Raw genomic sequence first — 24,972 nt, 5'->3', positions numbered from 1 at the left:
AACTATTAATGATTTTTTGGGAAGGGCAATGACGCCAATGGCCAGCTAACAATGGAATGGGGGGGATGATGGGCAAGCCAGCACGGCGACTAAAGTGACAGCTGTCATTACAAGAAATCAGCAATAAAAAAGGGTAAGCCAGCGCTTACCCTTTTAAAAGTTATCATTTATTATTAGTGGCTTAGGTAGATTTTTCTGGGCTAAATCTATCCATAATAATCGCACAAGCCGCATCGCCGGTAATGTTGAGCGAGGTTCTGATCATGTCGAACACGCGGTCAAGGGCAAACAACAATGGCAAGCCATCGATCGGAATACCTGCCGCCAGCAACACCGCGACAACTAAGAATGAAGGGCCTGGCACGCCGGCTTGGCCAATGGCACCCAAGGTCGAGGTCAGAATAATGGCGATATAGGCGGTCATCGTCAGGTCGATGTTATACATCTGGGCGAAGAACATGGCCACCAGGCCGTAGTAAATCGCGTTACCACTCATGTTGATGGTCGCGCCCAAGGGCAGTACAAATGAAGTGGTTGCCTTAGACACCCCGAGATCTTGCTCACAGGTTTCCATGTTGACAGGTAAAGTCGCCATCGATGAGGCCGTCGATAATGCCATCACCTGCGGTTTCTTCATGGCCGAGATAAATTGCCGTGCCGACACCTTAGAGAATAATTTGACCATTAACGGGAAGAAGATAAAGCCGTAAATCAAAATGGCTGCCACAAAGACCGCGAAGAGTTTAAATACCACTTCCAGCGCTTGAAATCCAAAGGTCCCCACAGAGTCAGCCATCAGACCAAACACGCCGATAGGGGCAATAATCATCACGCAGTTGATCATCCACACAAAGGCATCAACTGTAGTATTTAGGCCACTAATAATCGGTTTAGCGCCATCGCCTTTGACCTTAGTCAACGCAATACCAAAGAAGATACTAAATACGAGGATTTGCAGAATATTACCGCCATTGAGCGATTCAAACACATTGGTTGGGATCATGCCAATCAAGGTATCAATCGCGCCAGGCACCTGGCCCTGCTCGGCAGTGACCGTCATCAGATCTTGGCCATGTCCGGCAAAGTCGACACCAGCACCCGGCTGAAATACCACTCCCATGACTAACGCCAACGCGACCGCAATACCCGAGGTCACTAAGAAAAAGCCAAAGGTACCCAGGCCGATTTTTCCAGCAGATGGGCTATTGCCCAAACTGGCGGCGCCGGCAACAATTGACACCAACACTAAAGGGATCACTAACATTTTTACCAAGCTGATAAAAATGGTGCCTAATGGTGCGAATATCGCGGCGCCATCGCCCATGCCCCAGCCGACCAATGCGCCAATGATCATGGCGATCACGACTTGCACACCAATATTGCTTAAATACGATTGTTTCAACATGCTTACTCCCTCGATCATCTTCATTTTGATGATCTTTATTATCATGCTCAAACAATACCATAGCCCTGCGATGGATTAATGTGAATCACCACGTCAAACCGACAAATAATATTTAAATCATAAAATTAATGCTAATTAACTTAATTATTCTCAAACAAATGCGCAGAATAATGGCCAATCAAAAATTATTCGTGGTGATTGGTGGCAAAATTTAGCCAAAAAACAAAGTTGCTGACAAAATAACCCTATTCCCCCCAAGAAACAAACCAACGCGCCACCATAGTGTTTGCTTGATAACAATAACAAGCAATTGATATACCTAAACTTTAAAACATTTAATTTACAAACGTTCCCGCAGTGATATTAGCCACTAAACTTATAGGCTACTAATGATTACTGACGTTACCCATGTGAGGCTCATTTGCCATGTCAGAACAACAAGAAACCAATGAAACTCACGCTCAATCGGCTACCATCAAATCATCGAAGCGCCTCACTTGGCTGTTACTCATTACGGTCGTTGTGATCTGGATATATACCTTATGGGCCGACCGCGTCACTCCAATGACCACCCATGCCAGAGTCAATGCACAACTGATCCAATTGACCCCACAAGTCTCCGCAGATATTTCACAAATCCTGGTGGCTAACAATGCCAATGTGACCCAAGGTCAACCACTAATTACTTTGGATAACAGCCAAGCTCAGTTAAATGTCATCGCCGCCCGCTTGAATCTGCAACAAACCAGTCAGGCCCTCGGTGCTGATTCGGCAGGGATTGCCGAAGCACAAGCTAACTTGGTGACCGCGAAAATTAAACAAGAAAATAGTTCCAAGCACGCCGAGCGTATGAGTGCGCTGGGCAAAAATGGCGTCGTCAGTACCCAAGCCATGGAAGACAGTCAAGATCAGTTAAAAGCCGCTCAGGCGCAACTCGCACAAGCACAAGCTGCACTGATACGAGCCAAGACGGCCATGGGCCCCGAAGGTAAAAACAACCCACAGTTGCAAGCTGCCCTCAATCAGTTAAATCAGGCATTACTCAATGAGTCCTATACCAAAATCTATGCACCGGATGATGGTGTCATTACCAACTTAACCCTAGCCGCCGGCAACTATGCCATTGCCGGTCATCCTTTGGTCACCTTTATTAATAATCAGCATACTTGGGTGACGGCCATGCTGCGAGAAAACTCTCTGATTTATCTCAAACCCGGCACACCAGTGAAAATTGTCTTTGACGCTTATCCCGGCCAAACCTTTCACGGCTCGGTGGCATCCATTGGTTGGGGCAGTAGTGGCAATGGCAATTTACAAACAGATCAAGCGACCGGTTTATTCATTTCTCCCACAGGGCAACAACATCCGCAACGGTTTCCAGTTAACATCAATCTCGATAATGATGCCCAACAACTGGTACAGCGCTATGGTGGGCGAGCCATGGTCAGTTTTTATCCGGACCAATCCAGCCTAGGTGAGGGGTTACTGTCAATATGGACTTGGGTATGGAGTTATTTGACCTATGTTTCGTAGCCCGGCCAATGCCCTTTTAAGACTCAGCGTACTGCCAATCAGCTTTCTGTTTTGGCAGCAGACGTTTGGTTCTGATTTGCCCGCCTTTGGCCCAATGTTGTTAGCTTTACTGTTTTGCTTATGTCAACGCAGCCCTGCACCGATGATGATCATCAAAATTGGCATCGTGTTATTTATTAGCGCTTGGATCCAAGCTTATATCAGCCAGTCATTAATCAATAATCCGATGGTCTACTACGGCTTACTGTTTGTGATTTTATATTGGTGTATGCATCGCGCTCGCGAAAACCCCAGTGATATTCTATCGACCTTAATGCTTATCACTTTAGTGCTCGTCAGTTATTTTAATCGGCAATTGGGGATCGATGTTAGCCAATTGCCAGGACAACTGTTTAAAGAATTAATGTTGGCCGGATTGCTGACCTATGTTGGCTTTATTCTATTTCCTGGTGGATATATGGTCGCGGTGGCAGCATCTCAACCTCACCAACAAGTCCATAGTGAGATTTGGCACTTACTCCTGAAAGCCTTGGCGATTTTTACCTGTCTCTGGGGGTTTATTAGTTTAGATTTGTCACAATCAGCCATTATGTCAATCACCCTGGCTAACGTCATCAAAGATCCCAACCCCATTGGCGGCAAAGACTATGGGCGACGGCGTCTACTGACTACCGCGGTGGGCTTTATGTTTGCTATGCCCCCCTTAGTGCTAGCCGCGATTGAAGTCAATTTGGTGATTCAATATGGCATCAGTGTGGTGTCCGCCATGGCGATGGGGATTTACGCGTTCTCACGTCAAGCCAGCAATAACAGTTTGCAATTATTATACAGTGGCTTTGTGATCTTGTTATTTAAAGGCATTAGTGAAAGCGGAGGCGATGCTTTATATAATGATTTTATTCGCCTAGTCGCTATTTTAACTGCCGTCATCATTGGCTTATTGGTACTCATCTTGGTCCAACCCAACCCCGTCAAAGCCAACGAACACCTCAAATGAAAGCCCAAGCCTAGTTGCGGTGACGAACTGAGCCGCTAACTACTTTTTCACTGAATCACTCAGTAGGCCAGCCAATTCATTTAAAAAGCGGCTGGTATCTTCTGAAAGTTTATTAATTTCAGTGGTCGACTCAGATGACCTTGATGCTAATTGGCGCACCTCATCTGCGACCACAGCAAAACCGCGGCCATGTTCACCGGCTCTTGCAGCCTCAATTGCAGCATTCAATGCCAATAAATTCGTTTGCGATGACATGCCATCAATCACTTTGGCGATATTGGCGATCTCTTGGCTGGATTTCGCGACATTCTCCATAATGACATTCATATCATTACGTTGATTGACCTCGCGGGTCACGTCACGCACAAAAGCGGTATACATAATTTTGCCGTCAAAGCTTATCTTAGATAACGACAATAACCCCCAAGCTTGGGTGCCATCCTTACGGAAAATGGGCACTTCACGGGTCGTACCGACGATCTTATCTTCACCGGTACGACGGTTACGGTTAACCAAATCATCATGGGATGCTTGGATCTCCATCGGGACGAGCATCTTGACATTTTTACCGATCACATCCTTACAGGAGTACCCCCACAATGCACTTGCGGCAGCATTAAAGAAGGTGACAATATTTTTATCATCAATGGTCACGACCGCATCTAACGCTTGAGATAAGGTTTGGTTGACGGTTTCTTGGGCCACGCGTTGCTTGGTAATGTCGCGCACAAACGCGGTATAGCCGATATCATTATCAATGGAGACTTTTGACAGCGATAAATTGACGTAAACCTCAGAGCCATCTTTGCGGAACATCTTAATTTCTCGGCTCTTGCCGACAATCTTGTCTTCACCGGTACGGCGATTACGATTGACTAAATCATCGTGTTTAGCTTGGATATCAATCGGCACTAACATCTTAACATTCTGGCCGATGACTTCCTTGTGATGATAGCCCCACAAGGCTTCTGCCGCAGGGTTAAAGAAGGTAACCCGGTTTTGACTGTCGATGGTGACCACCGCATCAATCGCTTGTTGCAAAATCTGCTTGGTTTCATCCCGCGCGCGCCGCTCTTTACTGATATCCCGTACAAAGGCGGTATAGCCGATGACCGCGCCACTTTGCACTCGCGACAACGACAGACTCACCCACGCTCGGCTGCCATCCTTTTTAACCAATTCGACTTCGCGAAACTTGCCGACAATTTTATCTTTTTTAGTACGGCGATTTTCATTCACAAAATCATCATGTTGATTTCGAAATTGTTCAGGCACTAATTTTTTGACATTGTGACCAATCACTTCATCGGCACGGTAACCCCACAGCGCTTCCGCGGCAGGATTCATATAAGTCACGGCATTGTTATCATCAATACTGACCACCGCATCACAGGCTTGATCGAGTAATTGTTTCGTGCTGTCAGTTACCGCCGCCGACACCGGTGCTTGCACCTCTGGCGTATGTTTGACGGTTTGTACTGTGAGGGCAGGACTGGAAAATAAATTTTTGAAAAAACTCATAAGAGATCCATCTCATTCGATAACATAACAATTATTGTAGAAGAGACTCTAAAATACTGCCCAATTTTCAATGCCGAAAATACAAAAAGAGCCATTTATGGCTCCTTTGGGGTTTAACATTTGTCAGGCTTGCGCCGCATGAAGTACCAACTCACTAATGCGACCAATGCCACCGCCACGATAATCAAGGTAGCCAGCGCATTAATCTTTGGTGACACCCCCATCCGCACCGATGAAAACACCACCATCGGCAAGGTGGTGGCGCCAGGGCCTGAGGTAAAACTGGCAATCACTAAATCATCGAGAGACAAGCTAAAGGCCAATAACCACCCTGCCATTAAGGATGGCGCAATCATGGGCACAGTGATCAACATAAAGGTTTTCATCGGGCTCGCACCTAAATCCATGGCCGCCTCTTCAATCGAGCGGTCAAGTTCCCGTAAACGCGATGACACGATGACAGCAACGTAGGCGGCACTAAACGTCGAATGAGCAATCCAAATGGTTAAACGTCCACGTTCAGCCGGCCAGCCAAGAAAGTCGGCCATATGCACAAACAAGAGTAATAAGGATAAGCCGGTAATGACTTCTGGCATGACTAATGGGGCCGTCACCATCGTCGACATACTGGTGCGTAAGCGCGAGGCACGAAAGCGGGTGATCACCATCGCCGCTAAGGTGCCTAATATCACAGCCATGGTCGCAGAGTTAAAGGCAATCACTAGACTAGTCCAGACCGCATCTAAGATCTGCTCATCGCGCATCAACTCGCCATACCATTTAGTCGAAAACCCGCCCCAAATCGTCACCAATTTTGAGGCATTGAAGGAGTACCCCACCAAGATCACTAATGGCGCATATAAAAATGCCAGTCCGGCAATCAAGCCAACCTTTGATAAACTCAGGGATTTCATCGCGCGGCCTCCATGCTCTTGGCTTGATAATGATTAAAGCAGGCAATGGGAAGGGCCAATAATAACAACATCACCACAGCTAATGCCGACGCCACTGGCCAATCACGATTATTAAAGAACTCTTGCCATAACACGCGACCAATCATCAAAGAGTCTGGCCCACCTAGCAATTCAGGAATAACAAATTCACCAATCGCCGGAATAAATACCAGCATACAGCCAGCCATTACGCCGCTGAATGACAAGGGTAAAGTCACATGCCAAAAACTGGTGAACTTGTGGGCGCCGAGATCGGCCGCGGCTTCCAATAAACTCTGATCTTGGCGCGAAAGATTGGCATACAAAGGTAAGATCATAAACGGCAAATACGCGTAAATCATGCCGATATAGACCGCTACATCGGTATTTAATATCGCCAATGGCTGCTCAATGGCGCCCACTGACAGCAGGGCTTGATTGATTAAGCCATTGTGACTTAGTAATCCCATCCAGGCATAAATACGAATTAAAAACGATGTCCAGCTTGGTAACATCACCAACAACAATAACAAGGCTTGACGTTGCGGTGATACCTTGGCAATGGCGTAAGCCATTGGGTAACCCAAGATTAAGCAGCCTAACGTGGCAATACCCGCCATTTTGATCGAGCCAAGATAGGCCTCTAGGTACAAGGGATCATCGAGTAACAACAAGTAGTTACCCAGATTTAACACAGCCTGCAGCATCTCATCGGCGAAATTGAACATCGGCTCATAAGGTGGAATGGCCATGGCCGCCGATGAAAAGCTGAGCTTGATCACTATGGCAAAAGGCAAGGCAAAAAACAGCACGAGCCACACATAAGGTATGCCGATTGAAAACACTTGCCCTACGCGCGCTGAACGCCCCCGCGCCATCATGAATTCAGCACCACGGCACTGGTATCGTCCCAGCTAATAAACACCTTATCATCCCAGGTCGGATGATCGGCGCCGCGCTCACGATTTAACATCGAGCATTGCACTAACTGACGATTACTGAGACGAATATAATACACAGAGGTGCCACCTAAATAGGCTATATCATGCACCGTACCTTCGGCCCAGTTATATTCCTGTTGCGGTTGTATTTTACTGACTAAGGTCTTTTCCGGGCGCACCGCTAACCACACTTGGCGATCATCGAGCTTGGTTGTAATACCATGGCCAAGATAAAAGGGCTGTGGCAAACTCGCTGAGGCGATGATCACATGATCCGCCATGTCCTCTACAATCTCGCCTTCAAATAAGTTCACCGAGCCAATAAACTCTGCGACCATGCGACTATTAGGGCTTTCATAAATGTCTTGCGGGGTGCCGGTCTGAATGACCCAGCCGTCACTCATAATCGACATTCTGCCAGCCATGGTCATGGCTTCTTCTTGATCATGAGTGACCATCACACAAGTAACGCCGACGCGTTCAAGAATTTCCACTACTTCTAGCTGCATCTCAGTGCGCAGCTTTTTGTCGAGCGCCCCCATGGGCTCATCGAGCAATAATAATTTAGGGCGTTTGGCTAATGAACGTGCCAATGCCACCCGCTGGCGCTGGCCACCGGACAACAGATGGGGCTTACGTTTCGCAAATTGCTCCATGCGCACCAATTTAAGCATTTCTTGTACGCGGGCGGCGATTTGCACTTTTGGCAATTTATCTTGCTTCAAACCAAAGGCAATATTCTGCTCAACCGTCATATGCGGAAATAACGCATAGGATTGAAACATCATATTGATGGGGCGCTCATAAGGCGGTAAATCGGTAATATCTTGGCCGTCGAGATAAATGCGTCCCGAGGTCGGTTTTTCAAACCCAGCCAACATACGCAGCAAGGTAGTTTTGCCTGAACCTGATCCACCAAGCAATGCAAATATTTCACCGCGCTCGATAGATAAGGACACTTCGTCAACGGCGCGGACACCGTCAAACACTTTACTCACGTTATCAATTTTCAATAGCACATCAGTGGCACTCTTGGCTGCAAGCGAAGGTGCCACTACCGACTTATTTTGAGTCATAGCAAATCCAGAAAAAAAGGCCAGCGGTAAGCTGGCCGAAAGACATTAGACGATGTTTAAGGCAGGATTAGTGTCCCGATTTCACTCGAGTCCATACCCGAGTCATATCGCGCTGGGCTTTAAGAGAGCGGGTTTCATTCATAAACAGTTTCGACATCACCTCGCCTGGGGGATAAATGGCAGGGTTATTCTTGATGTCATCATCCATTAACGCTTGTGCCGGCACATTGGCATTGGCATAGGCCACGTAATTAGAAATCTTGGCGATAACCTCAGGGCGCATGAGGTAATCCAACAGCTGATGAGCGTTATCACTGTTTCTGGCATCGGCAGGGATCGCCAGCATATCAAACCACAAGTTGGCCCCTTCTTTAGGGATCACATACTCGATATTGTTGCCGGTGTCGGCTTCATCGGCCCGCGCAGCGGCTTGGAAAATATCGCCGGAGAAACCAAAGGCCATACAAATGTCGCCATTGGCCAAATCCGTCACAAATTTGGAAGAATGAAAATACCGCACGTATGGACGCACACTCGTCAGCAATTCGCCCGCTTTTTTATAATCGGCCTTGGAGGTCGAGTTCGGATCTAAGCCTAAATACAGTAAGGCATGTGGGATCATTTCATCGGGAGAGTCCAAAAATGAAATGCCACATTGCGCTAATTTTTCCGCATTGGCCGGGTCGAAAATCATCGAGAATGAATCCACTTTGACGTCTTCCCCCAAGATTGCGCGCACTTTATCTTGGTTAAAGCCAAGACCGGTTGTGCCCCAAAGGTAAGGTACCCCGTAGCGATTGTCAGGATCGGCACTTTGCAGCTGTTGCATCAACACCGGATTGAGCTTGGCGTAGTTAGTCAGTTTTGACTTGTCCAATGGCATAAACGCGCCCGCTTGTGCTTGCTTGGCCAAAAAATGATTGGTGGGGGCCACCAAATCATAACCGCTTCGGCCCGACAATAACTTAGCTTCTAGCACTTCATTGCTATCGAACACGTCATATATGACCCGAATGCCGGTTTCTTTTTCAAAATCCTGCAATACTCCAGGGGCAATATAATCTGACCAGTTATAGACGCGGACCACTTCTTCTGCGTTGACCACGGCGCTGCTCAAGACTGACGCCATCAAAACACAAGAACTCACAGCTAACTTTAGTAGCTTCATGCTTTACTCCTCACAAAACCACCCGGACGAGGTGTTGGCACCACTTGGTCCAATAACACCCAAGTAACCACTGAGATTGATTGTGGTTTCTTATCACACAAGCACCCGGAAAACGGCAACAACAGGCTAACCAATGGTTAGATTAACCCGACAAATTTTTGGTCGCGTAATGTATCACGATTGCCGTAAAAGTCAGCGAGAATCCATCAGATTTTTGACTCAAACAACTAAATGGCCGTTTATTTGACCGATAAATTTACAATTTATCGAGACCGTGAAAACTTGATCGGGCTCGCGGTTTGGCTCGCACCATTAACGTAGGTTAGAAATCATCGAATCTACTTGCGTTTAACTAACGGATACGGCACAAATAAACCTTGGTTAACTATTGGATTAACGTGGAGAGCGCTCAATGGATATTGCCCTTAAACTGGCTTTTGTAATCGTCGTGTTTTATCTGATTTACCGTTTTATCTTCGGCGCGAAACGCGGGCTGACACTCTTTGAAATGCATTTTAAAGAAGGCCGGCTCAACAGTCACAAAGGCAAAATCCAAGATAAATTTGAGCGCGACGTGAGAGCCATTGCTAAAGCCGAAAAACTCACTTGCACGATTCGGGCCGAGCGCGCCGGCCACGTGCGGTTGCATATCTCAGCCAATGTCAGTGACAACACCAGCCAGCAGATCCGCAATCTATTTCCGTTCGAATACTATGAGCGCAAATCAGATGATGGCGGTCGCCGCGCTTAAGGGCTTTACTCGCGGGTTAGCCTTGTTTTTGGATGACTAAGGTCACTGTTGCCACAGTGACTCCAAACTTGATGATATCGCTTTTATTGATCAAGGTGGTGTCATCAATTAAGTACATCCAATCATCAAAATGTACCTGATATTCTTGCCCATCCACAGGGAGCAGCATATCGTAACGCCAGCGCAATGCACTGCCGACAGCCTGACCGCTGGCCACCCCAATAATGTCATCCGCGCGCCCTTGATAGGCGCCATTACCCAGCTCAGTTAAAGTCCAGATACGCTTTTGAGTTTCGCCATCATCATAGACAAAGTCTTCATCTAAGATGCCAACGCCATCTTGCCAGGTCCCGGTCATGGTCACGACAAAGCGCCGTGTCACTAAGCCTTGGTAGTCCTGCACCATGCCATAGGCTTTGAGCTCCCCCTCAAAAAAGCGTGATAACACTAACTCAGGCCCCGAATCTTGATACTCTTCGATATCGACGCTACCACACGCCATGAGCCCAAACAGTAAGGCAATAAATACTAACAATCGCATGATGTCTCTCCGATAAGTTCCAGCCGACGCTGGGGGTGGCTCGTATGTTGGGATAACCAAATGGCCAAAAAGCAATGACCAAATTGAGCGGCCAAGCGTGAACCTATGGCCTGATCATTAAAGTAGAATTGGCTGCTACCATCGGCGTACCACATCAAGGCTAAGCGATCACCCTCGCTAACATCGGGCCACAGTCCTTGTAATTGCTGAACCCACGCCTGTCGATAATCATTGAATACCCCCAGATGTTGCCACTGTTCATCGGTGGCACTCACCAAATCAGCTGCGCTAATGTCGCGCTGGTATTCAATCTCGAGTTTCAGCGGCGGTGTAAACGCCTGATATTCACCGCTAGGATTGGTGAGGGTGGCGCGATAAATATCAAACCACATCACGCTCATTTGGGTGCGGCCAACCACTTGCCATGATTTATCGTCCGCGGGTTCTTGAGCCTGGGCACTCGCCCTTGGGCCGAGCGCCATTAGCACGCTTGCCAGCGCCGCCAATAACCATAACCGCGCCATTAGTGAGTCTCCGCTGGCATCATGGCCTGAGTTTCTATGATGGTTTTAGCGTAAATAAACACCCCGGCCCATAAGGGCATTAAATACATCACCAATTCTGGGCCGCTAAGACTTGAGCTCACCGCCCCAAGCTGAACGCCCGCCCAATAACTGGCACTGCCACCGAGGGCACCAATCACTAGCACCCACCAGGCATTAAGGCCTAGTACAGGTCGCAAACTGTACTGGCAACTTAAGCCAAAATGGCACCACAGCAGCGCCAACCATACAGGTAAACCGGCAAATTCAAATAAGCCAAAGTAACTTGCCATCGCATCCATTAGCACCCCGGGCATGGCAATGGCGGCCATAACAATCCCATCGGCAACTCGCCTCTGGCTGAGCCTAAATTGGATTAGCAGTAAGATAACGCCGATAACTAGGCCCGATTGGCCTAATAACACCAATGACCACCACGCTACTTGAAACCGGACCAAATCCACCAACATCATGCTGCGCGTTGGTGAAGGGGCGAGACGCTGCCGATGCTCCATGGTGCTAACCTTGCTGCGCTGTGGCAACGGGCGCGAGTCGATAACCAGGTTTCACCGCCACTAAATGCACAGCACTGGTGGTACGCTCAATAAAGCCACCTTCACAATAGCTCAGATAAAATTTCCACATCCGGATAAAATCATCACCGTAACCCAGTGATTGCAGATGTTCGCGGGCATGATCAAATTTCTCATGCCAATGGGCTAACGTACGGCCATAATCTCGACCGATATCATCCAGCCCCAAAATCACCATATCGCTTTGCTTGGAAATCAACTGTGCCATCAGGCTGACACTGGGCAAACAGCCACCGGGAAAAATGTATTTCTGAATAAAATCGACGCCTTTACGATATTGATCATATCGTTGATCACTGATGGTGATCGCTTGGATCAACAAACGCCCTTGATCATTAAGCAATTGATTGAGTTTGTTAAAGAAGCCGGGTAAATATTCATGCCCGACCGCTTCGATCATCTCGATAGACACTAAGCGATCATATTGGCCACTGAGGTGACGATAATCTTCAGTCAACAAGGTCACCTGATCCTCTAAGCCCAGTTGCTGCACCCGCTGACGAGCATAGGCATATTGCTCATCCGAAATCGTGGTAGTGGTGACCTTGACCCCATAATGCTGCGCCGCGTAAATCGCCAACGCCCCCCAGCCAGTGCCAATTTCCAACAAGGTCATTCCCGGACGTAAATCGAGACGTTCACAAATCATGGCCAGCTTGTGTTGTTGCGCTTGCTCTAAATCACTGTGTTCATCGGGGTAAATCGCACTGGAGTATAGCATCTCACTATCGAGAAACTGCTGATACATCTCATTGCCTAAATCGTAGTGGGCGACGATGTTGCGCTTTGAGCCGGTCACCGAGTTGCGATTGACTAAGTGTCCCAGCCGAGTAAAGGGTTTTACCGCCCAAGACCAGGTGCGCTCCACTTGCTCTAAGATAGGTAAATTCCGCGCAAAAAGTTGGATGACTCGCGTCAGATCCGAGCTTTGCCAATCACCGGCAATATAAGCCTCACCTGCGCCAATCGACCCGCCCAAAAGCACTTGCCGATAGAAGGCGGGATTAATCACATGAATGTCTGCATGCAAATTGGATGTGCGATCGCCATATTGTTCGGTGCCATCGTGATCCGTCACGCTTAAGTAACCATTCGATAAACGTTGAAGCGCACTCTTTATCACACGCTTAGCCAAGCTATCTGACAGCGTTTGCGATGCGACACTGCTTACTGCGTTGTCCATGGTTATTTCTCCATTTTGGTTGGGTGCGCAATAAAGGGCACGCGTTTGAGCCATAATTTCAATGCCTGCCAATAAATGCCGGCCATAATGGTGATTGTCATCACTGGAAAGCGCCATAACCATTGGCGCAGATGGGTTGAGGTAAATGGGCGCCGCTCGAGGGCTAAACTCGCCATAAACACCTTGCTATCACGGCGGTTTTCTATGGTCAGCTGTAGTTGTTGCGCTGGTGGGGTGACCCGCCAGTGATAATTCATATTGAGATCCATAAACGGCGAGACATGAAAGACTTTTGCAAGCACCGGATGAGTCTTTACATCCACCAAATAGCAATGGCGCTGGTTCCACGGGGTATTACTGACTTCGGCAAGTAAATAACACAGTTGTTGCCCTTGGTAGCAGTAAAAGAAATTCACCGGGCTAAAGTAGCAACCAAAATGACGCACTTGCCCAGCAAAGCACACCTTATCGATGGCATCCAAGCCACCAAGACTCTCGACCTTGGCCAGCACCCGCCGCTTCAACGCCTGCGGACATTGGTTAGTCACCTGCTCGTCATTGACATAATCACTGGCCTTAAAACGTAAGGGGGCCCAACGCTGGCTCGAAAATAACCTGCTGGTGTTTTCCAGCAGCGCCAACTCATCGAGATCTAACCACAATAACCCCAAATCGTAAGCAAATTGATGCACCACCGGGGTAAATCGATGATGAAATACTTGGCCGTGATAAATGCCACTGTGTATCGCCGTCATTAGAGCGTCACTCCAAACTGACGGCACACATCCAAGGCGCTATTGACGCCATCTTCATGAAAGCCATTGAGCCAATAGGCGCCGGCAAAATAGGTATGACGTTGGCCACAGATCTCAGCTTTTCGCCCTGCTGCCGCCAAACTGCGCTCGTCAAACACTGGGTGGGAATAATTAAAGCGCCGCAGGATTTTGCTGGGATTGATAGCCGAGGTTTGATTTAAGCTGACACAAAACACTGGCGCATCATCGGCTAATCCTTGCAGAATTTTCATATTGTAAGTGACTGCCGACGGGCGGGAATTATCCCCATCGAGACGATAGTTCCAACTGGCCCACGCCCCTCGGCGCGCCGGTAATAAACTCGTGTCGGTGTGCAATACCACCTCATTGTTGCGGTAGTGCATTTGCCCAAGAATGTCTTTCTCGCTGTCACTAGCATCTTGCAGCATGGCTAAGGCTTGATCGCTATGACAGGCTAAAATCACGTCATCGAAATGGCAGATGTCATTGGCGCCAGTCACTAACTCCACCCCGTTTGGGTGGCGAGTGATTGCCGTCACTGGGGTATTAAGGCGTATCTTGCCACTCAATGGGGCAATCAGCCCTGGGATATAGCTACGCGATCCCCCCTCAAGCACATACCATTGTGGCCGATGCGTGAGATCGAGTAAGCCGTGATGTTGGAAAAATCGCACAAAAAAGCGCAACGAGAAAGCGCGCATATCCTCTAAACTGGTGGACCAAATGGCGGCGCCCATCGGTAAGATGTAATGTTGGCAGAAAAAATCACTAAAACCTTCTAAGACCAAAAAATCACCTAGCTTGCTCGAGGGGAAATGATCTTGTTGATAATACTGCTTACATAAACGATTAAAGCGCACGATTTCACTCAAGAAATGCCAATACTGAGGTTTCAGTAGATTTGATTTTTGCGCAAACATAGTCATCAGGGTATGACCATTAAACTCCAGCCCCGTCGCTAAGTTTTGTACCGAAAAACTCATCTCGGTCGGCTTAGGTTTGACCTCAATTCTGGCCAGCAGTTTTTCAAAGTTAGGGTAAGTGCGATCGTTAAATACAATAAACCCCGTGTCGATGGCATACGCCTTACCGCCAAGTTCGACATCGATAGTCGCGGTATGGCCACCAATGTAGTCATTGGCTTCAAACACGGTAACATCAAAACGCTCACTCAATAAATGTGCTGCAGTTAATCCCGAGATCCCGCTCCCCACAATCGCAATTTTCTTCATTTTTTCAATCCCTGAATATCCGGCACCTTAGTGCTCTTGTTATTTTGTTGACCCATCAGCTTTACCCACCAGCGATAAGGTAACCAGCTAACTAACTTCATTAAAACGATAAACCCTCTCGGGAAATTGATTTGATGCTGGCGTTTGTCTAGGCCGCGAATGATGGCGCCAGCGGCCTTATCTACACTGATACGCATCGGCATAGGGAAATCATTTTTATCGGTGAGCGGCGTGGCAACAAACCCCGGCGAAATACAGCTAACACTGATATTAGCGGCCGCCAAGTCAACCCCTAAGCTGGCGGCTAAATAGCTGATCCCAGCTTTCGATGCGCCATAAGCCTCAGCTCTTGGCAAGGGTAAAAAGGTCGCCGATGAGCTCATTAGCCCAAGCCGCCCCCCTTTTGCCAACAGGGGCAAAAATGCGGCTAAACAATAACCAGTCGCAATTAAATTGGTATGAATGATCCGCGCAAATAATTGATCATCGAAATTGATTGCATCATCAATATATTCACAGGTGCCCGCGTTAAGAATGATAATATCCAGTGGCTGGCCGCCGAGCTCATGAGCAAGATACCGCCCGGCACTTTGCACCCCTTCACGCACGTCCATATCAAACACCAGCCCAAACACCCCGGGGATGGCATTTAGGCGCTCGGCATTTCGACCACAAGCAAATACCCGATAGCCTAACGCCAGATAATCCTTAGCTAATTGCGCGCCGATCCCTGAACTGGCGCCGGTGATCAACACTTGTTTGATATAGGCCGTCATGAGACCGCCAAACGGCGATTAATCGCCTTAATGGCCGAGCCTAATAACGGCACATGCCGATATAGCATTTGGCCAGCATCAAAATAATCTCGGTGGTAAATAATCTTGTCGTTCATCCGTAAGTGCGTCATGCCTTTGACCTCGATGCTGTGGCCACGATTAAGCTTGGAGTGACTAAAGTGCATGGTCCAAAATATCGCGGCTTGATTGTCTTGTGTCAGGCAAGATGCAATCTCAAACTGCAGCGACTCCACATTGGCATACATGCCGGCAAAATAATGCTGTAACTGGGTTAACCCCTCGATACTGTGCAAGGGATCGATAAAGCTAATCTGTTGATCGTAGACTTCGGCTAACCGGTGTAAATTATCCTTATTCAGCTCCTGATATAACGCCAAAAATGCCTCAAGCAATGAGGCTTGGCTGACCAAACTAGGTGTAGATGCCGACATATTTCTCCCTCGATAATGATCCATCATGGTTAGGCTTTCATCACAGCAAAGGCTTGTAATGCTCGGGTTCTAGCGAGCGAATGCTCCACCATAGGCGCCGGATAAGCTTGCTGGCTGCTTGAGTTTAAGTTATTCAGTTGATGGATATTTTTTGTTTGCTGCCCCGCTAACTCCGGCACATATTTACGAATAAACTCGGCGTCTGGATCATATTTTTTGCTTTGCAGTAACGGATTAAAGACTCGGAAATAGGGCTGGGCATCACAACCTGTGCCCGCCGACCATTGCCAGCCGCCGTTGTTGGCCGCTAAATCAGCATCAATCAATTGCTGACTGAAATAGGCCTCGCCCCAGCGCCAGTCGATCAGTAAGTGCTTGGTCAAGAAACTGGCCGTGACCATCCGCAGACGGTTGTGCATCCAACCGGTTTGATTTAATTGACGCATGGCAGCATCGACTAAGGGATAACCGGTTTGCCCCTGACACCAACGTTCAAATTCATCTGGCAAGTTGCGCCATTGAATGGCATCCGCCTTAGGGTTGAAATTTTTGCCGCGACTTAGGCGCGGATAAATCACTAATAAATGCCGATAAAACTCGCGCCAAATCAGTTCATTAACCCACGTTTTGGCCGGACTAGTCTCGCTAAGTGCATCGGTTACACTGGCAAGCACCTCGGCCAAGCATTGCCTCGGGGAAAGCACGCCCAGCGCCAACCATGGCGATAACCCACTGGTGCCCAAGACTGCAGGCAGATCGCGACAGTCAGCATAATGGTGCAACTTGCCGGCAATAAACCCTTGCAGTTGACGGCGCGCCGGCCCCTCTCCGGCCATAAACAAGCTCGAATCGCGTTTGCGGGCTCGCAATACAATCGGCGCGGCGGGAGTAAATACACTCCCCATCGGTGCTGGCACAGGTAACGGCTGAATATCTTGCTGAAGCGCCAACTGTTTCCATTGGCGACTAAAGGGCGTAAACACTTGATACATTGAGCCTTGTTGAGTCAACACTGTACCTGGTGCTAACAAGCAGTGCTCATCGAACAAATGCAGCGGCACCACGGCGCCGACCGCCTCATCACGTTGACGCTCATTCCATTCCGGCTCGCTGTGGGCATACACAGCCACCAACCGTTGCTGCTGCCGATATTCAGCGAACCAAGAGGGAATTAGGCTAAAATCGGCCAACTCCACCACGTCTAGTTCGACCCCAAGACTGGCCAGTGCCGCGGCTAATAAATTGAGGTGGCGCTCCAGATAATCCACTCCGATGGCGGCGAAATGATGCTGCTGCCATTGCGCTGGGGTCGCGATATACAAACATTTCACCCGCTGCCCTTGAGCACGGGCGCTGCTCATCGCTTCAAACAAGGGGCGATGATCTGCCACTCTTAAATCACGGCGATACCACACCAGATGGGTACTATTCATGGCGCCCCTTATTCGCTTCCGTTGCCAGTAATTCACTGAGTTGAGCCCAATCCTGAGCTTGATGCACTTGGTTATCAGGCCATAGCGGCGCAAACTGTCCCACTAAATAAAGGGGACTGCCGCACTTAGCCAAGCCAGCTATCGCATCCGTCAATGGCGCCGAAGCTTTAGGCCCCGCCAGTGCCAACCATGTGGTTGGGGCAAGCCGCCCGGCCAGCAATTTGACTTGTGGCAGCGGCAATTGCCCCAAGTCGACATAAGACAGTCCATGTTGGCACAACAGCCAACACACCCGCCAATGGTCCCAAGGATCGCTATCGGCTAATGCCAGCAGTGCCACCTTAGCGCCTTGGCGAAAACAGGGCTTAAGGCGCCAGTGCAATTGTTGCAATAACCAATCACGTAAACCGTCGCCATCTTCGCGCTCGCTCAACCAACTTGGCAGCTGATGAAACCACAGTGCAAACAACTGTTGCTGTAACACGGCGGCTGGATACAAGGCTTGGTATTCATCGAGTAACTGCTGCAATTGCGGCCCATTAAGCTGGGCAACCGCCTGCAACAATAATCCGCATTGATGTTGCCATTCATGGGACGTCGCTGGGGCGAACGCCGCGGGCGAGGCTAATAACGGCTTAATCTTACTGATACTCACCCCAGCATCGAGCCAATGGAGTATTTGGCGGATAAGTTCGACATCACTCTCACGATAGAGCCGATGGCCCTTGGGGGTGCGCATTGGATTTAATAAACCAAAGCGCCGCTGCCACGCCCGCAGCGTCACTGTATTGACCCCGGTGATCTTGGAGACCTCACCAATGCTCAGCATGGCGGCTGGCGTCAAGGCGGGTTTGGCGAGCGATTGTGTGCCCATCAGCTTACAACCCATACCTGAGTTTGAGCACTTGCGGATGTGGATGCAGATAGACTTGATTGGCAATATATTCGGTTGAAAACTCGCGAACATAATGATTAATCAAAGTAATAGGGACTAATAATGGCACCAGTCCTTGGCGATATTGCATGATCGCATCTGACAACTCAGCCTTTTGGCTGGTATTCAATTGCTTTTTAAAATAGCCCTGAATGTGTTGCAGGGTACTGGTTTGATTTTTGCGAGTGGCATGGCATTTCAATGCCTGCATAAAACCTGAAAAGTATTGTTTTGCCACGGCTTCAACATCATTTTCCATGGTGGCGAGTAATGGCCCGAGCTCACGATAAATCGATTGGTTATGAGCCATTAATAAGTACTTGTAACGCGAGTGAAACTGCAATAACTCATGTTTAGTCAGTCCCTTGGCTAACATGCAACGCCAGTCGTGATAGGCATAAACTCGGGTAAAGAAGTTGTCGCGAATATGACTGTCATTAAGACGACTGGTTTCTTCCACAGGCATTAGGGGATAGGCGTCCATTAAGGCCCGCGCGAATACACCTACCCCGGTTTTGGTGCCATTATTGGTGCCAATTTTATATTCAGTGACACGCTCCATACCGCAAGTCGGTGACTTGGCACAAAATAAATAGCCGCCCAATTCAGATAACTCGGCCACCTTACTGTCACAGTAGTGATTCATGGGGGTGGTGATATCCAACTGACCGTCGGCGCTTTGCAATAAAATGGTGTCTTGATCGCGGACTAAACGCACACTTTTGCGAGGAGCACCTAAACCGATGGCCATTTCAGGGCAGATGGGTAGGTAGTCAAACATATCTTTTAACTCGTGCAGCACGTAGGTCGAGCGTTTATGGCCGCCATCAAAACGTACTTCTTGCCCCATTAAGCAGGCACTGATCCCGAGCTGAATACGTTGCGGGTTAACCTTGTACATTTGAACTCTCCTTGTATAACTTAACTAGCTGTACGGCTTAAGGTTATACAGAGATCACTTTTTTGTACAATATTTATAACAATCGCGCAGGCACAGCGGACACCCAGGCGTGTCGTTTTGGCTTAGCCAAGGACAAAATGCTGCAAGTGTTTAAAAGTTGAGCCGAATTTCGGTCACAATAGGGTGGCTGACTTAATGCATTGCTGCTTAATTTTGGCATTAAAATTGCCATTAGTGATGGATCTTCCCCAATGGCAAATGCAATGTCCAACCCTGTAACACACGCTCACTGGCGCCAATACCTCACCGATTCTCAAGCGGCCTTCGCCGACTTAGGCACCTTTCTACCCTTGGTGCTGGGTTTGATTGCCCTCAATCAATTTTCCGCTCAAGGTATTTTTTTAGGGTTTGGAGTATTTGCCCTAGCGTCTGCTTACCTCTATCGACGGCCGGTAGGGATCCAACCCATGAAGGTGATCGCCGCAGTCACTATAACCGCTGGATTATCCCCAGGGGTGATGCAAGCCAGTAGTTTGCTGATAGGCATGATTTTAATCGTGTTAGTCGGCTTAGGGGCTATTCGTTGGCTGGCGCAACATTTATCACCGGCCATCAGTGCTGGGATCCAATTAGCGGTTGGCATGCAGCTGATGTGGGTTGGCTTGCAACAAGTGCAAACCCTTTGGTGGCTCGGCGTCCTGACCTTACTGGGCTTATGGGGTTGCCGCCACCATAACCTCAAGCATCTCGCTATCCCAACCATTATTCTTGGTGGCATTTTCATTGGCTGGAGCCAATCACCACAACTGCCCGCGCTGACCTATCCAAGCATGCCATGGTTGAGCTGGCCCAGCTGGCAAGAATTTGAGTTGGCCGCCAGTTTATTAGTGTTGCCCCAGTTAGCGCTCACCTTAACCAATGCCGTCATTGCCAGTTCGGTGATTGCCCTGCAAACCTTTCCGGATGACAACCCGCAGCGCTTTACGCCCTCACGTTTTGCCATGAGCTCAGGGATTACCAATATTGTGATGGCTCCTTTTGGCGCCAGCGCTATGTGCCATGGCGCTGGCGGTATGGCAGTTCAAACCCACTTTGGCGCGCGTACGGTGATCGCGCCCCTGACCTTTGGCTTGGTATGTCTTGGGCTGGCGTTATTTTGGCACCAAAGCGCGGCTAGCTACTTAAGCTTAATCCCAATGCCGATGCTAGGGGCTCTGCTGATAGTGGCTGGGGCGCAATTAGCCAATGCCAAACCCATCATGCCATTAGTGCATCTGCTGAGAGATAAAATCAAAGGCGAAGCTATTCCCCTGAAACGGGGTTATTGTTTGGTGGTGATTGTGGCGACGGCGGCGGTATGTTTATTCCTAAATCCGGCGGTGGGTTTGGTGGTGGGCTTTATGCTTGAGAGTCAAAGAAAGCGAGTGATGACCAGTATTAGCAGCTCAAAATCAAGCTGCTAATCATCGTAATGGGCGCTTAGTCCTGCTTGGGCTGGCGTTGCTCGCTCCAGTACTCTAATCCCCACACTAAACCAATTCCCACCAGCAAACACACAATGGCCAATGGCCATTGTGAACTGTGGCCAATCACTTGTTCATATTGCCAAGGGCTTAAGTTTTGCTCAAGCAAAGGCACCTGATGGCCACTGGAATTGGTCCGCCAAGTCAGCACTTGTTTCCATGGCCAAATTTTGCCTAAGGTGCCCAGCATTAAGCCCGTTAAAAACACTAAGGTGGCATCGTGGAAATGGCGCAGCAATGCCGATAACACATGACTAAAGGTCAGTAGACCGACAATCGCACCGCAGGCAAAAATCGCCAGCACGCCAACATCTAACGACTTTACCGCGGCAATCACGGGTAAATAGAGTCCCAACAATAACAGAATGAAACTGCCAGAAATGCCCGGTAAAATCATGGCGCAAATCGCAATCGCTCCACCCAGCAAGATATTCATTGGGGTCGCATCTAAGGTGATTGGGCTCAGCATGGTAATAAAATAAGCCACGGCCACCCCAAGAGCGAACAACACTAAGCGCCCCCAGGTAAACCCTGAGACTTGCTTAAGCATGTGAACCACAGAGATTAAGATCAGCCCAAAAAAGAACGACCAAACCGGGATAGGATGAAACGCTAACAAGTAGCTAATGAGTTTTGCCAAGGTCAAAATGCTGGTTAAAATACCGGCAAACAAACTCAGTAAAAATGGGCCATTAATGTGTAAAAAGGCGGCTTTAAATCCTTGATGACGCACCACCTGCCATAAGCTCGGATTAATGCGGCGTATACTGTTAAGCAAGGTATCTAAAATACCGGTAATAAAGGCAATCGTGCCACCAGACACCCCTGGGACGACATCGGCCGCGCCCATGGCCAAGCCTTTAAAATATGTGAGCAAGTACTTCAAAGTAACATCCTAATAATGATTATGCGGCAAAATTATAGGGGTAATTGCCTTAGGGGGCTATAGCGCATGATGTAAACTCAATGTTAAACTCGTCCGACCTGCTTGGCGCCCGCGGCGATCGCCTCGGACCAAGGACGCAAGCCCCTCTCGTTAGCAAGGACACAAACATGCAGAATAATAAAATCCTTAAGCTCTATCAAAAGTGCATCAAATGGCCCTTGGGTGACCTCCTCTTTTCCAAAATGGTTTGCCGCATGGCACCTTATTTCGGCACAGTTAAGCCACTGATCACCGAATTGACCCCCAACCATTGTGAACTGTTAATTAAAAAGCGCCGCCGCGTCCACAATCACATTGGGACTGTCCATGTGATCGCCATTTGTAATGGCTTAGAAATGGCCATGGGCGCCATGGCTGAAGCGTCAATCCCCAAGCATTTACGCTGGATCCCCAAAGGCATGAGCGTAAACTATACCGCTAAAGCCGGCAGCGATATTCGCTGTGTGGCCAGCGTTGATGCCAATGCTTGGCAGGAAGGCGATATGCCCGTCACTGTTACGGCCTATGACAACAACAATGTGGTGGTGGTTGAAGGCACGATCAATCTGTGGATTTCGGCTAAGCCCCACCAATAATGACGCCAACAACCTCACCAATACCGGGCAACGAGCCCATCGCATCGCCGCGGCTGATATCACTGGATATGCTGCGGGGTGTGGCCTTGCTCGGTATTTTGTTGATGAATATTTATACCTTTGCCAACCTGTATCCTTACCTCGCCCCCATCAGCCCCGCGCCGAGCGACTTTGGCCTTAGCCTGTTATCGACCAGCCTGTTTGAAGGACGTTTTATCAGTCTTTTTGCCATGCTGTTTGGCATCGGGATATTACTGCAGGCACAGCGCTTTGGTCACGGGGCTTATCCCAAGCTAAAGGGGAGAATGAAGGCCCTATTTGTTATCGGCCTAGTGCACGGTTTTATCTTATGGCCCGGTGACATACTGGCCAGCTATGCCCTATCGGCATGGGTGGTATGGCACTATCGAGACTTGAGCCCTCTGCAAAAATGGCAAAAAGGCTGGCTGTTGTTTCACCTCTCCATGATAGTGCTTTTGTTATTGGCCATCTCGCCTGAACCGCTGCCGGCGCGCAACTCCAGCGAGTATTTACTTATCGCCCAGCAATGGAGTGGCTCACCCGCGCAACAATTGACGGTCAATGTCGAGTTTATGCTCATCTATCTAATTAGCTTGCCTCTATCCACCCTGTGGTTGACCTCAGGCCTGATGTTGATTGGACAAAGCCTGTTTGCGCAAGGGTACTTTGCGCAAGGCGCCAGTAAGCAACAATTAAGGCAATACCTCATCCTCGCCGCTCTCTTAAGTGGGCTAGCCATCATGCTCGATCATAGTGGTCGGCTGCGATTTGAAGCGTTATCGGCAATATTCACTTATTATGCGGCCATACCCACGGCGTTAATCTTTAGCCATATTGTGATCTGCTGGTTATCGCCAAACTCACGCCTTGGGCGATCATTGGCGAATGTGGGGCGCCTGAGCTTATCCTTGTATTTACTGCAATCGCTCATCGGCACCTTGTTATTTCGTCATTGGTTCACCGACTGGCAATTGAGCTTTACCCGCCTCGACTACTTGGCGCTAGCCATGGTGATCATCCTGCTTCAAATTTGTTTAGCAAATCTGTATCTTAAGCGCTTTGCCATCGGCCCCTTCGAATACCTATGGCGCGCCCTTAGCCGCAAGCTAAGCTCTCAAGCATAGGATTTATCATTAGATGTCACCTTCTCGCCTCAGCCTTGGCGTCATTATTAGCTGTCTGTTCTTAGGCTTATTATTGCTTGCCACGGCGCTTGGCGATATTCCTTGGCCTCTTAGCGGCTATTATTTTGTCATCAGTGGCATCACGTTTGCGGGCTACTATCTCGATAAACGAGCCGCCATTGCCGATAGCTGGCGCACGCCAGAAGCAAAATTGCACCTACTCAGTGTCTGTGGTGGCTGGCCTGGCGCCCTGCTGGCACAACATTGGTTGCGCCATAAGAATCGCAAATATCGATTTTTAGTCGTGTTTGCCTTAACCCTACTGCTTAATATTGCTGGCTTGGTGGCCTTATTAGTGTCTCTGCCTCGATAACCCCCAAAGCCCGCCACCTTAGGTGAGGCGTTGCTCCTCCTTAAGATGGCAGCAAGCGGGCGAGCGCTTCTCGTCCAAAAACATGCAATACCTTGCCTTTTAACCACGCACTTATCATGACTTAGCGTGAAAGAGTGTTGCCTAATGGCTAAAACTAGGGACAATAGCACGAGTCCTATGAGCACACTTACTATTGATTGATGGATAACAATACAATGAAAATGATTCTAGCCGTGGTGGTCATCGCCTGTGTGGTGTTTTACTTTTATAGCAGCGCCAATAACAATAAGGCGGCTAAAGCGAATATCGAGCAAGGCACGGCATTTTTAGCCGACAATAAATTACGAGACGGTGTGATTGAGACCCCATCTGGGCTGCAGTACGAGTTTTTAGTCAATGCCGAGGGCCAGCAACATCCAAAAGCGACCGACACGGTCACGGTTCATTATCATGGCACCTTGCTTGATGGCTCGGTATTTGATAGTTCAGTGGATCGCGGTCAGCCGATTGATTTTCCGCTAAACCGTGTCATTCCCGGCTGGACTGAAGGGGTACAATTAATGACAGTGGGTGACAAGGTGCGTTTTTATATCCCGAGCAATCTTGCCTACGGCAATCGCAGTGCCGGTAAGATTGAACCCGGATCAACCCTAATATTTGATGTAGAATTACTCAACATTAATCAGTAATCTGCCCGCCGCGACATCTGGCTGGCAAGTCCCG

General features: G+C 48.8%; 26 protein-coding genes. 8 read left to right on the top strand and 18 right to left on the bottom strand.

The annotated features are described in order from the left end of the window. Positions 1-181: 181 nt before the first annotated feature. Positions 182-1,405 carry a dicarboxylate/amino acid:cation symporter gene (locus KU855_RS02370; RefSeq protein ID WP_218528751.1) on the bottom strand — a complete coding sequence of 408 codons (1,224 nt, stop codon included), beginning with the start codon at positions 1,403-1,405 and terminating at the stop codon, positions 182-184. A 426-nt stretch (positions 1,406-1,831) separates the two neighbouring features. Between KU855_RS02370 and KU855_RS02365 the strand changes: the two genes are divergently transcribed. Both KU855_RS02365 and KU855_RS02360 read left to right on the top strand, forming a co-directional pair. Further along, on the top strand, positions 1,832-2,938 hold the full coding sequence (locus KU855_RS02365; RefSeq protein WP_218528750.1) for an HlyD family secretion protein: 1,107 nt from the start codon (positions 1,832-1,834) through the stop codon (positions 2,936-2,938). After that, positions 2,928-3,935, top strand: a complete 1,008-nt coding sequence (locus KU855_RS02360) for a DUF2955 domain-containing protein (RefSeq protein ID WP_218528749.1) — start codon at positions 2,928-2,930, stop codon at positions 3,933-3,935. The genes KU855_RS02365 and KU855_RS02360 overlap by 11 nt, the downstream gene beginning before the upstream one ends. Positions 3,936-3,974: 39 nt before the next feature. On the opposite strand, the gene KU855_RS02355 is transcribed toward KU855_RS02360, so the two are convergent. From KU855_RS02355 to KU855_RS02335, 5 genes are all read right to left on the bottom strand, one after another. Next, a complete protein-coding gene (locus tag KU855_RS02355; RefSeq protein ID WP_218528748.1) occupies positions 3,975-5,456 on the bottom strand; it encodes a PAS domain S-box protein in 1,482 nt (493 codons plus the stop codon). A 113-nt stretch (positions 5,457-5,569) separates the two neighbouring features. After that, on the bottom strand, positions 5,570-6,370 hold the full coding sequence (locus KU855_RS02350) for an ABC transporter permease subunit (protein WP_218528747.1): 801 nt from the start codon (positions 6,368-6,370) through the stop codon (positions 5,570-5,572). After that, on the bottom strand, positions 6,367-7,269 hold the full coding sequence (locus tag KU855_RS02345; RefSeq protein WP_371316309.1) for an ABC transporter permease subunit: 903 nt from the start codon (positions 7,267-7,269) through the stop codon (positions 6,367-6,369). Before KU855_RS02345 ends, KU855_RS02350 begins: the two co-directional genes overlap by 4 nt. Then, entirely contained in the window at positions 7,266-8,405 is a 1,140-nt protein-coding gene (gene potA / locus KU855_RS02340; protein WP_218528746.1) for a polyamine ABC transporter ATP-binding protein, read from the bottom strand. The genes KU855_RS02345 and potA overlap by 4 nt, the downstream gene beginning before the upstream one ends. A 67-nt stretch (positions 8,406-8,472) precedes the next feature. Continuing rightward, positions 8,473-9,573, bottom strand: a complete 1,101-nt coding sequence (locus tag KU855_RS02335) for a polyamine ABC transporter substrate-binding protein (RefSeq protein WP_218528745.1) — start codon at positions 9,571-9,573, stop codon at positions 8,473-8,475. A 412-nt stretch (positions 9,574-9,985) separates the two neighbouring features. Between KU855_RS02335 and KU855_RS02330 the strand changes: the two genes are divergently transcribed. Beyond that, positions 9,986-10,324 (top strand): DUF3634 family protein, encoded by a 339-nt coding sequence (locus KU855_RS02330; protein WP_218528744.1) that lies wholly within the window; start codon positions 9,986-9,988, stop codon positions 10,322-10,324. Between the two features lie 16 nt (positions 10,325-10,340). Here KU855_RS02330 and KU855_RS02325 read toward each other — a convergent pair whose 3' ends face one another. Genes KU855_RS02325 through KU855_RS02275 form a run of 11 tightly spaced genes read right to left on the bottom strand, consistent with a single transcriptional unit; the run spans position 10,341 to position 19,687 of the window. Further along, entirely contained in the window at positions 10,341-10,865 is a 525-nt protein-coding gene (locus KU855_RS02325; RefSeq protein WP_218528743.1) for a DUF3833 domain-containing protein, read from the bottom strand. After that, a complete protein-coding gene (locus KU855_RS02320) occupies positions 10,853-11,389 on the bottom strand; it encodes a chalcone isomerase family protein (protein ID WP_218528742.1) in 537 nt (178 codons plus the stop codon). Before KU855_RS02320 ends, KU855_RS02325 begins: the two co-directional genes overlap by 13 nt. Beyond that, positions 11,389-11,922 (bottom strand): DUF2878 domain-containing protein, encoded by a 534-nt coding sequence (locus KU855_RS02315; protein WP_218528741.1) that lies wholly within the window; start codon positions 11,920-11,922, stop codon positions 11,389-11,391. The genes KU855_RS02320 and KU855_RS02315 overlap by 1 nt, the downstream gene beginning before the upstream one ends. 4 nt (positions 11,923-11,926) lie before the next feature. Next, on the bottom strand, positions 11,927-13,183 hold the full coding sequence (locus KU855_RS02310) for a cyclopropane-fatty-acyl-phospholipid synthase family protein (protein ID WP_218528740.1): 1,257 nt from the start codon (positions 13,181-13,183) through the stop codon (positions 11,927-11,929). A gap of 2 nt (positions 13,184-13,185) precedes the next feature. Next, positions 13,186-13,938 carry a DUF1365 domain-containing protein gene (locus tag KU855_RS02305; protein WP_218528739.1) on the bottom strand — a complete coding sequence of 251 codons (753 nt, stop codon included), beginning with the start codon at positions 13,936-13,938 and terminating at the stop codon, positions 13,186-13,188. Beyond that, positions 13,938-15,191, bottom strand: a complete 1,254-nt coding sequence (locus KU855_RS02300) for an NAD(P)/FAD-dependent oxidoreductase (protein WP_218528738.1) — start codon at positions 15,189-15,191, stop codon at positions 13,938-13,940. The genes KU855_RS02305 and KU855_RS02300 overlap by 1 nt, the downstream gene beginning before the upstream one ends. Next, positions 15,188-15,967: an SDR family NAD(P)-dependent oxidoreductase gene (locus KU855_RS02295; RefSeq protein ID WP_218528737.1), complete on the bottom strand. Its 780-nt coding sequence runs from the start codon at positions 15,965-15,967 to the stop codon at positions 15,188-15,190. The genes KU855_RS02300 and KU855_RS02295 overlap by 4 nt, the downstream gene beginning before the upstream one ends. Beyond that, a complete protein-coding gene (locus tag KU855_RS02290; protein ID WP_218528736.1) occupies positions 15,964-16,419 on the bottom strand; it encodes a nuclear transport factor 2 family protein in 456 nt (151 codons plus the stop codon). The genes KU855_RS02295 and KU855_RS02290 overlap by 4 nt, the downstream gene beginning before the upstream one ends. 29 nt (positions 16,420-16,448) lie before the next feature. Next, positions 16,449-17,852, bottom strand: a complete 1,404-nt coding sequence (gene phrB, locus KU855_RS02285) for a deoxyribodipyrimidine photo-lyase (protein ID WP_218528735.1) — start codon at positions 17,850-17,852, stop codon at positions 16,449-16,451. Continuing rightward, positions 17,845-18,726 carry a MerR family transcriptional regulator gene (locus KU855_RS02280; RefSeq protein ID WP_218528734.1) on the bottom strand — a complete coding sequence of 294 codons (882 nt, stop codon included), beginning with the start codon at positions 18,724-18,726 and terminating at the stop codon, positions 17,845-17,847. The genes phrB and KU855_RS02280 overlap by 8 nt, the downstream gene beginning before the upstream one ends. Before the next feature lie 4 nt (positions 18,727-18,730). Further along, a complete protein-coding gene (locus tag KU855_RS02275) occupies positions 18,731-19,687 on the bottom strand; it encodes a DUF523 and DUF1722 domain-containing protein (RefSeq protein WP_218528733.1) in 957 nt (318 codons plus the stop codon). A gap of 263 nt (positions 19,688-19,950) precedes the next feature. Here KU855_RS02275 and KU855_RS02270 point away from each other — a divergent pair, with 263 nt between their 5' ends. After that, positions 19,951-21,150 (top strand): putative sulfate/molybdate transporter, encoded by a 1,200-nt coding sequence (locus KU855_RS02270; RefSeq protein ID WP_218528732.1) that lies wholly within the window; start codon positions 19,951-19,953, stop codon positions 21,148-21,150. A gap of 16 nt (positions 21,151-21,166) precedes the next feature. Here KU855_RS02270 and KU855_RS02265 read toward each other — a convergent pair whose 3' ends face one another. Next, on the bottom strand, positions 21,167-22,096 hold the full coding sequence (locus KU855_RS02265) for a DUF368 domain-containing protein (protein WP_218528731.1): 930 nt from the start codon (positions 22,094-22,096) through the stop codon (positions 21,167-21,169). Positions 22,097-22,263: 167 nt separating this feature from the next. Between KU855_RS02265 and KU855_RS02260 the strand changes: the two genes are divergently transcribed. The 4 genes from KU855_RS02260 to KU855_RS02245 all read left to right on the top strand — a co-directional run bounded on the left by KU855_RS02260 (position 22,264) and on the right by KU855_RS02245 (position 24,938). Continuing rightward, a complete protein-coding gene (locus tag KU855_RS02260; protein ID WP_218528730.1) occupies positions 22,264-22,731 on the top strand; it encodes a hotdog fold domain-containing protein in 468 nt (155 codons plus the stop codon). Beyond that, complete coding sequence (locus KU855_RS02255) at positions 22,731-23,876, top strand: DUF418 domain-containing protein (protein WP_218528729.1); 1,146 nt, start codon at positions 22,731-22,733, stop codon at positions 23,874-23,876. The genes KU855_RS02260 and KU855_RS02255 overlap by 1 nt, the downstream gene beginning before the upstream one ends. A 13-nt stretch (positions 23,877-23,889) precedes the next feature. Beyond that, complete coding sequence (locus KU855_RS02250; protein WP_218528728.1) at positions 23,890-24,249, top strand: DUF1294 domain-containing protein; 360 nt, start codon at positions 23,890-23,892, stop codon at positions 24,247-24,249. Positions 24,250-24,464: 215 nt separating this feature from the next. Then, positions 24,465-24,938 (top strand): FKBP-type peptidyl-prolyl cis-trans isomerase, encoded by a 474-nt coding sequence (locus tag KU855_RS02245; RefSeq protein ID WP_218528727.1) that lies wholly within the window; start codon positions 24,465-24,467, stop codon positions 24,936-24,938. The last annotated feature ends 34 nt before the right edge of the window (positions 24,939-24,972 follow it).

Source organism: Shewanella sp. NIFS-20-20, from assembly GCF_019209865.1.
Lineage (GTDB): Bacteria > Pseudomonadota > Gammaproteobacteria > Enterobacterales > Shewanellaceae > Shewanella.
This window is presented reverse-complemented; position numbering and strand designations above follow the sequence as displayed.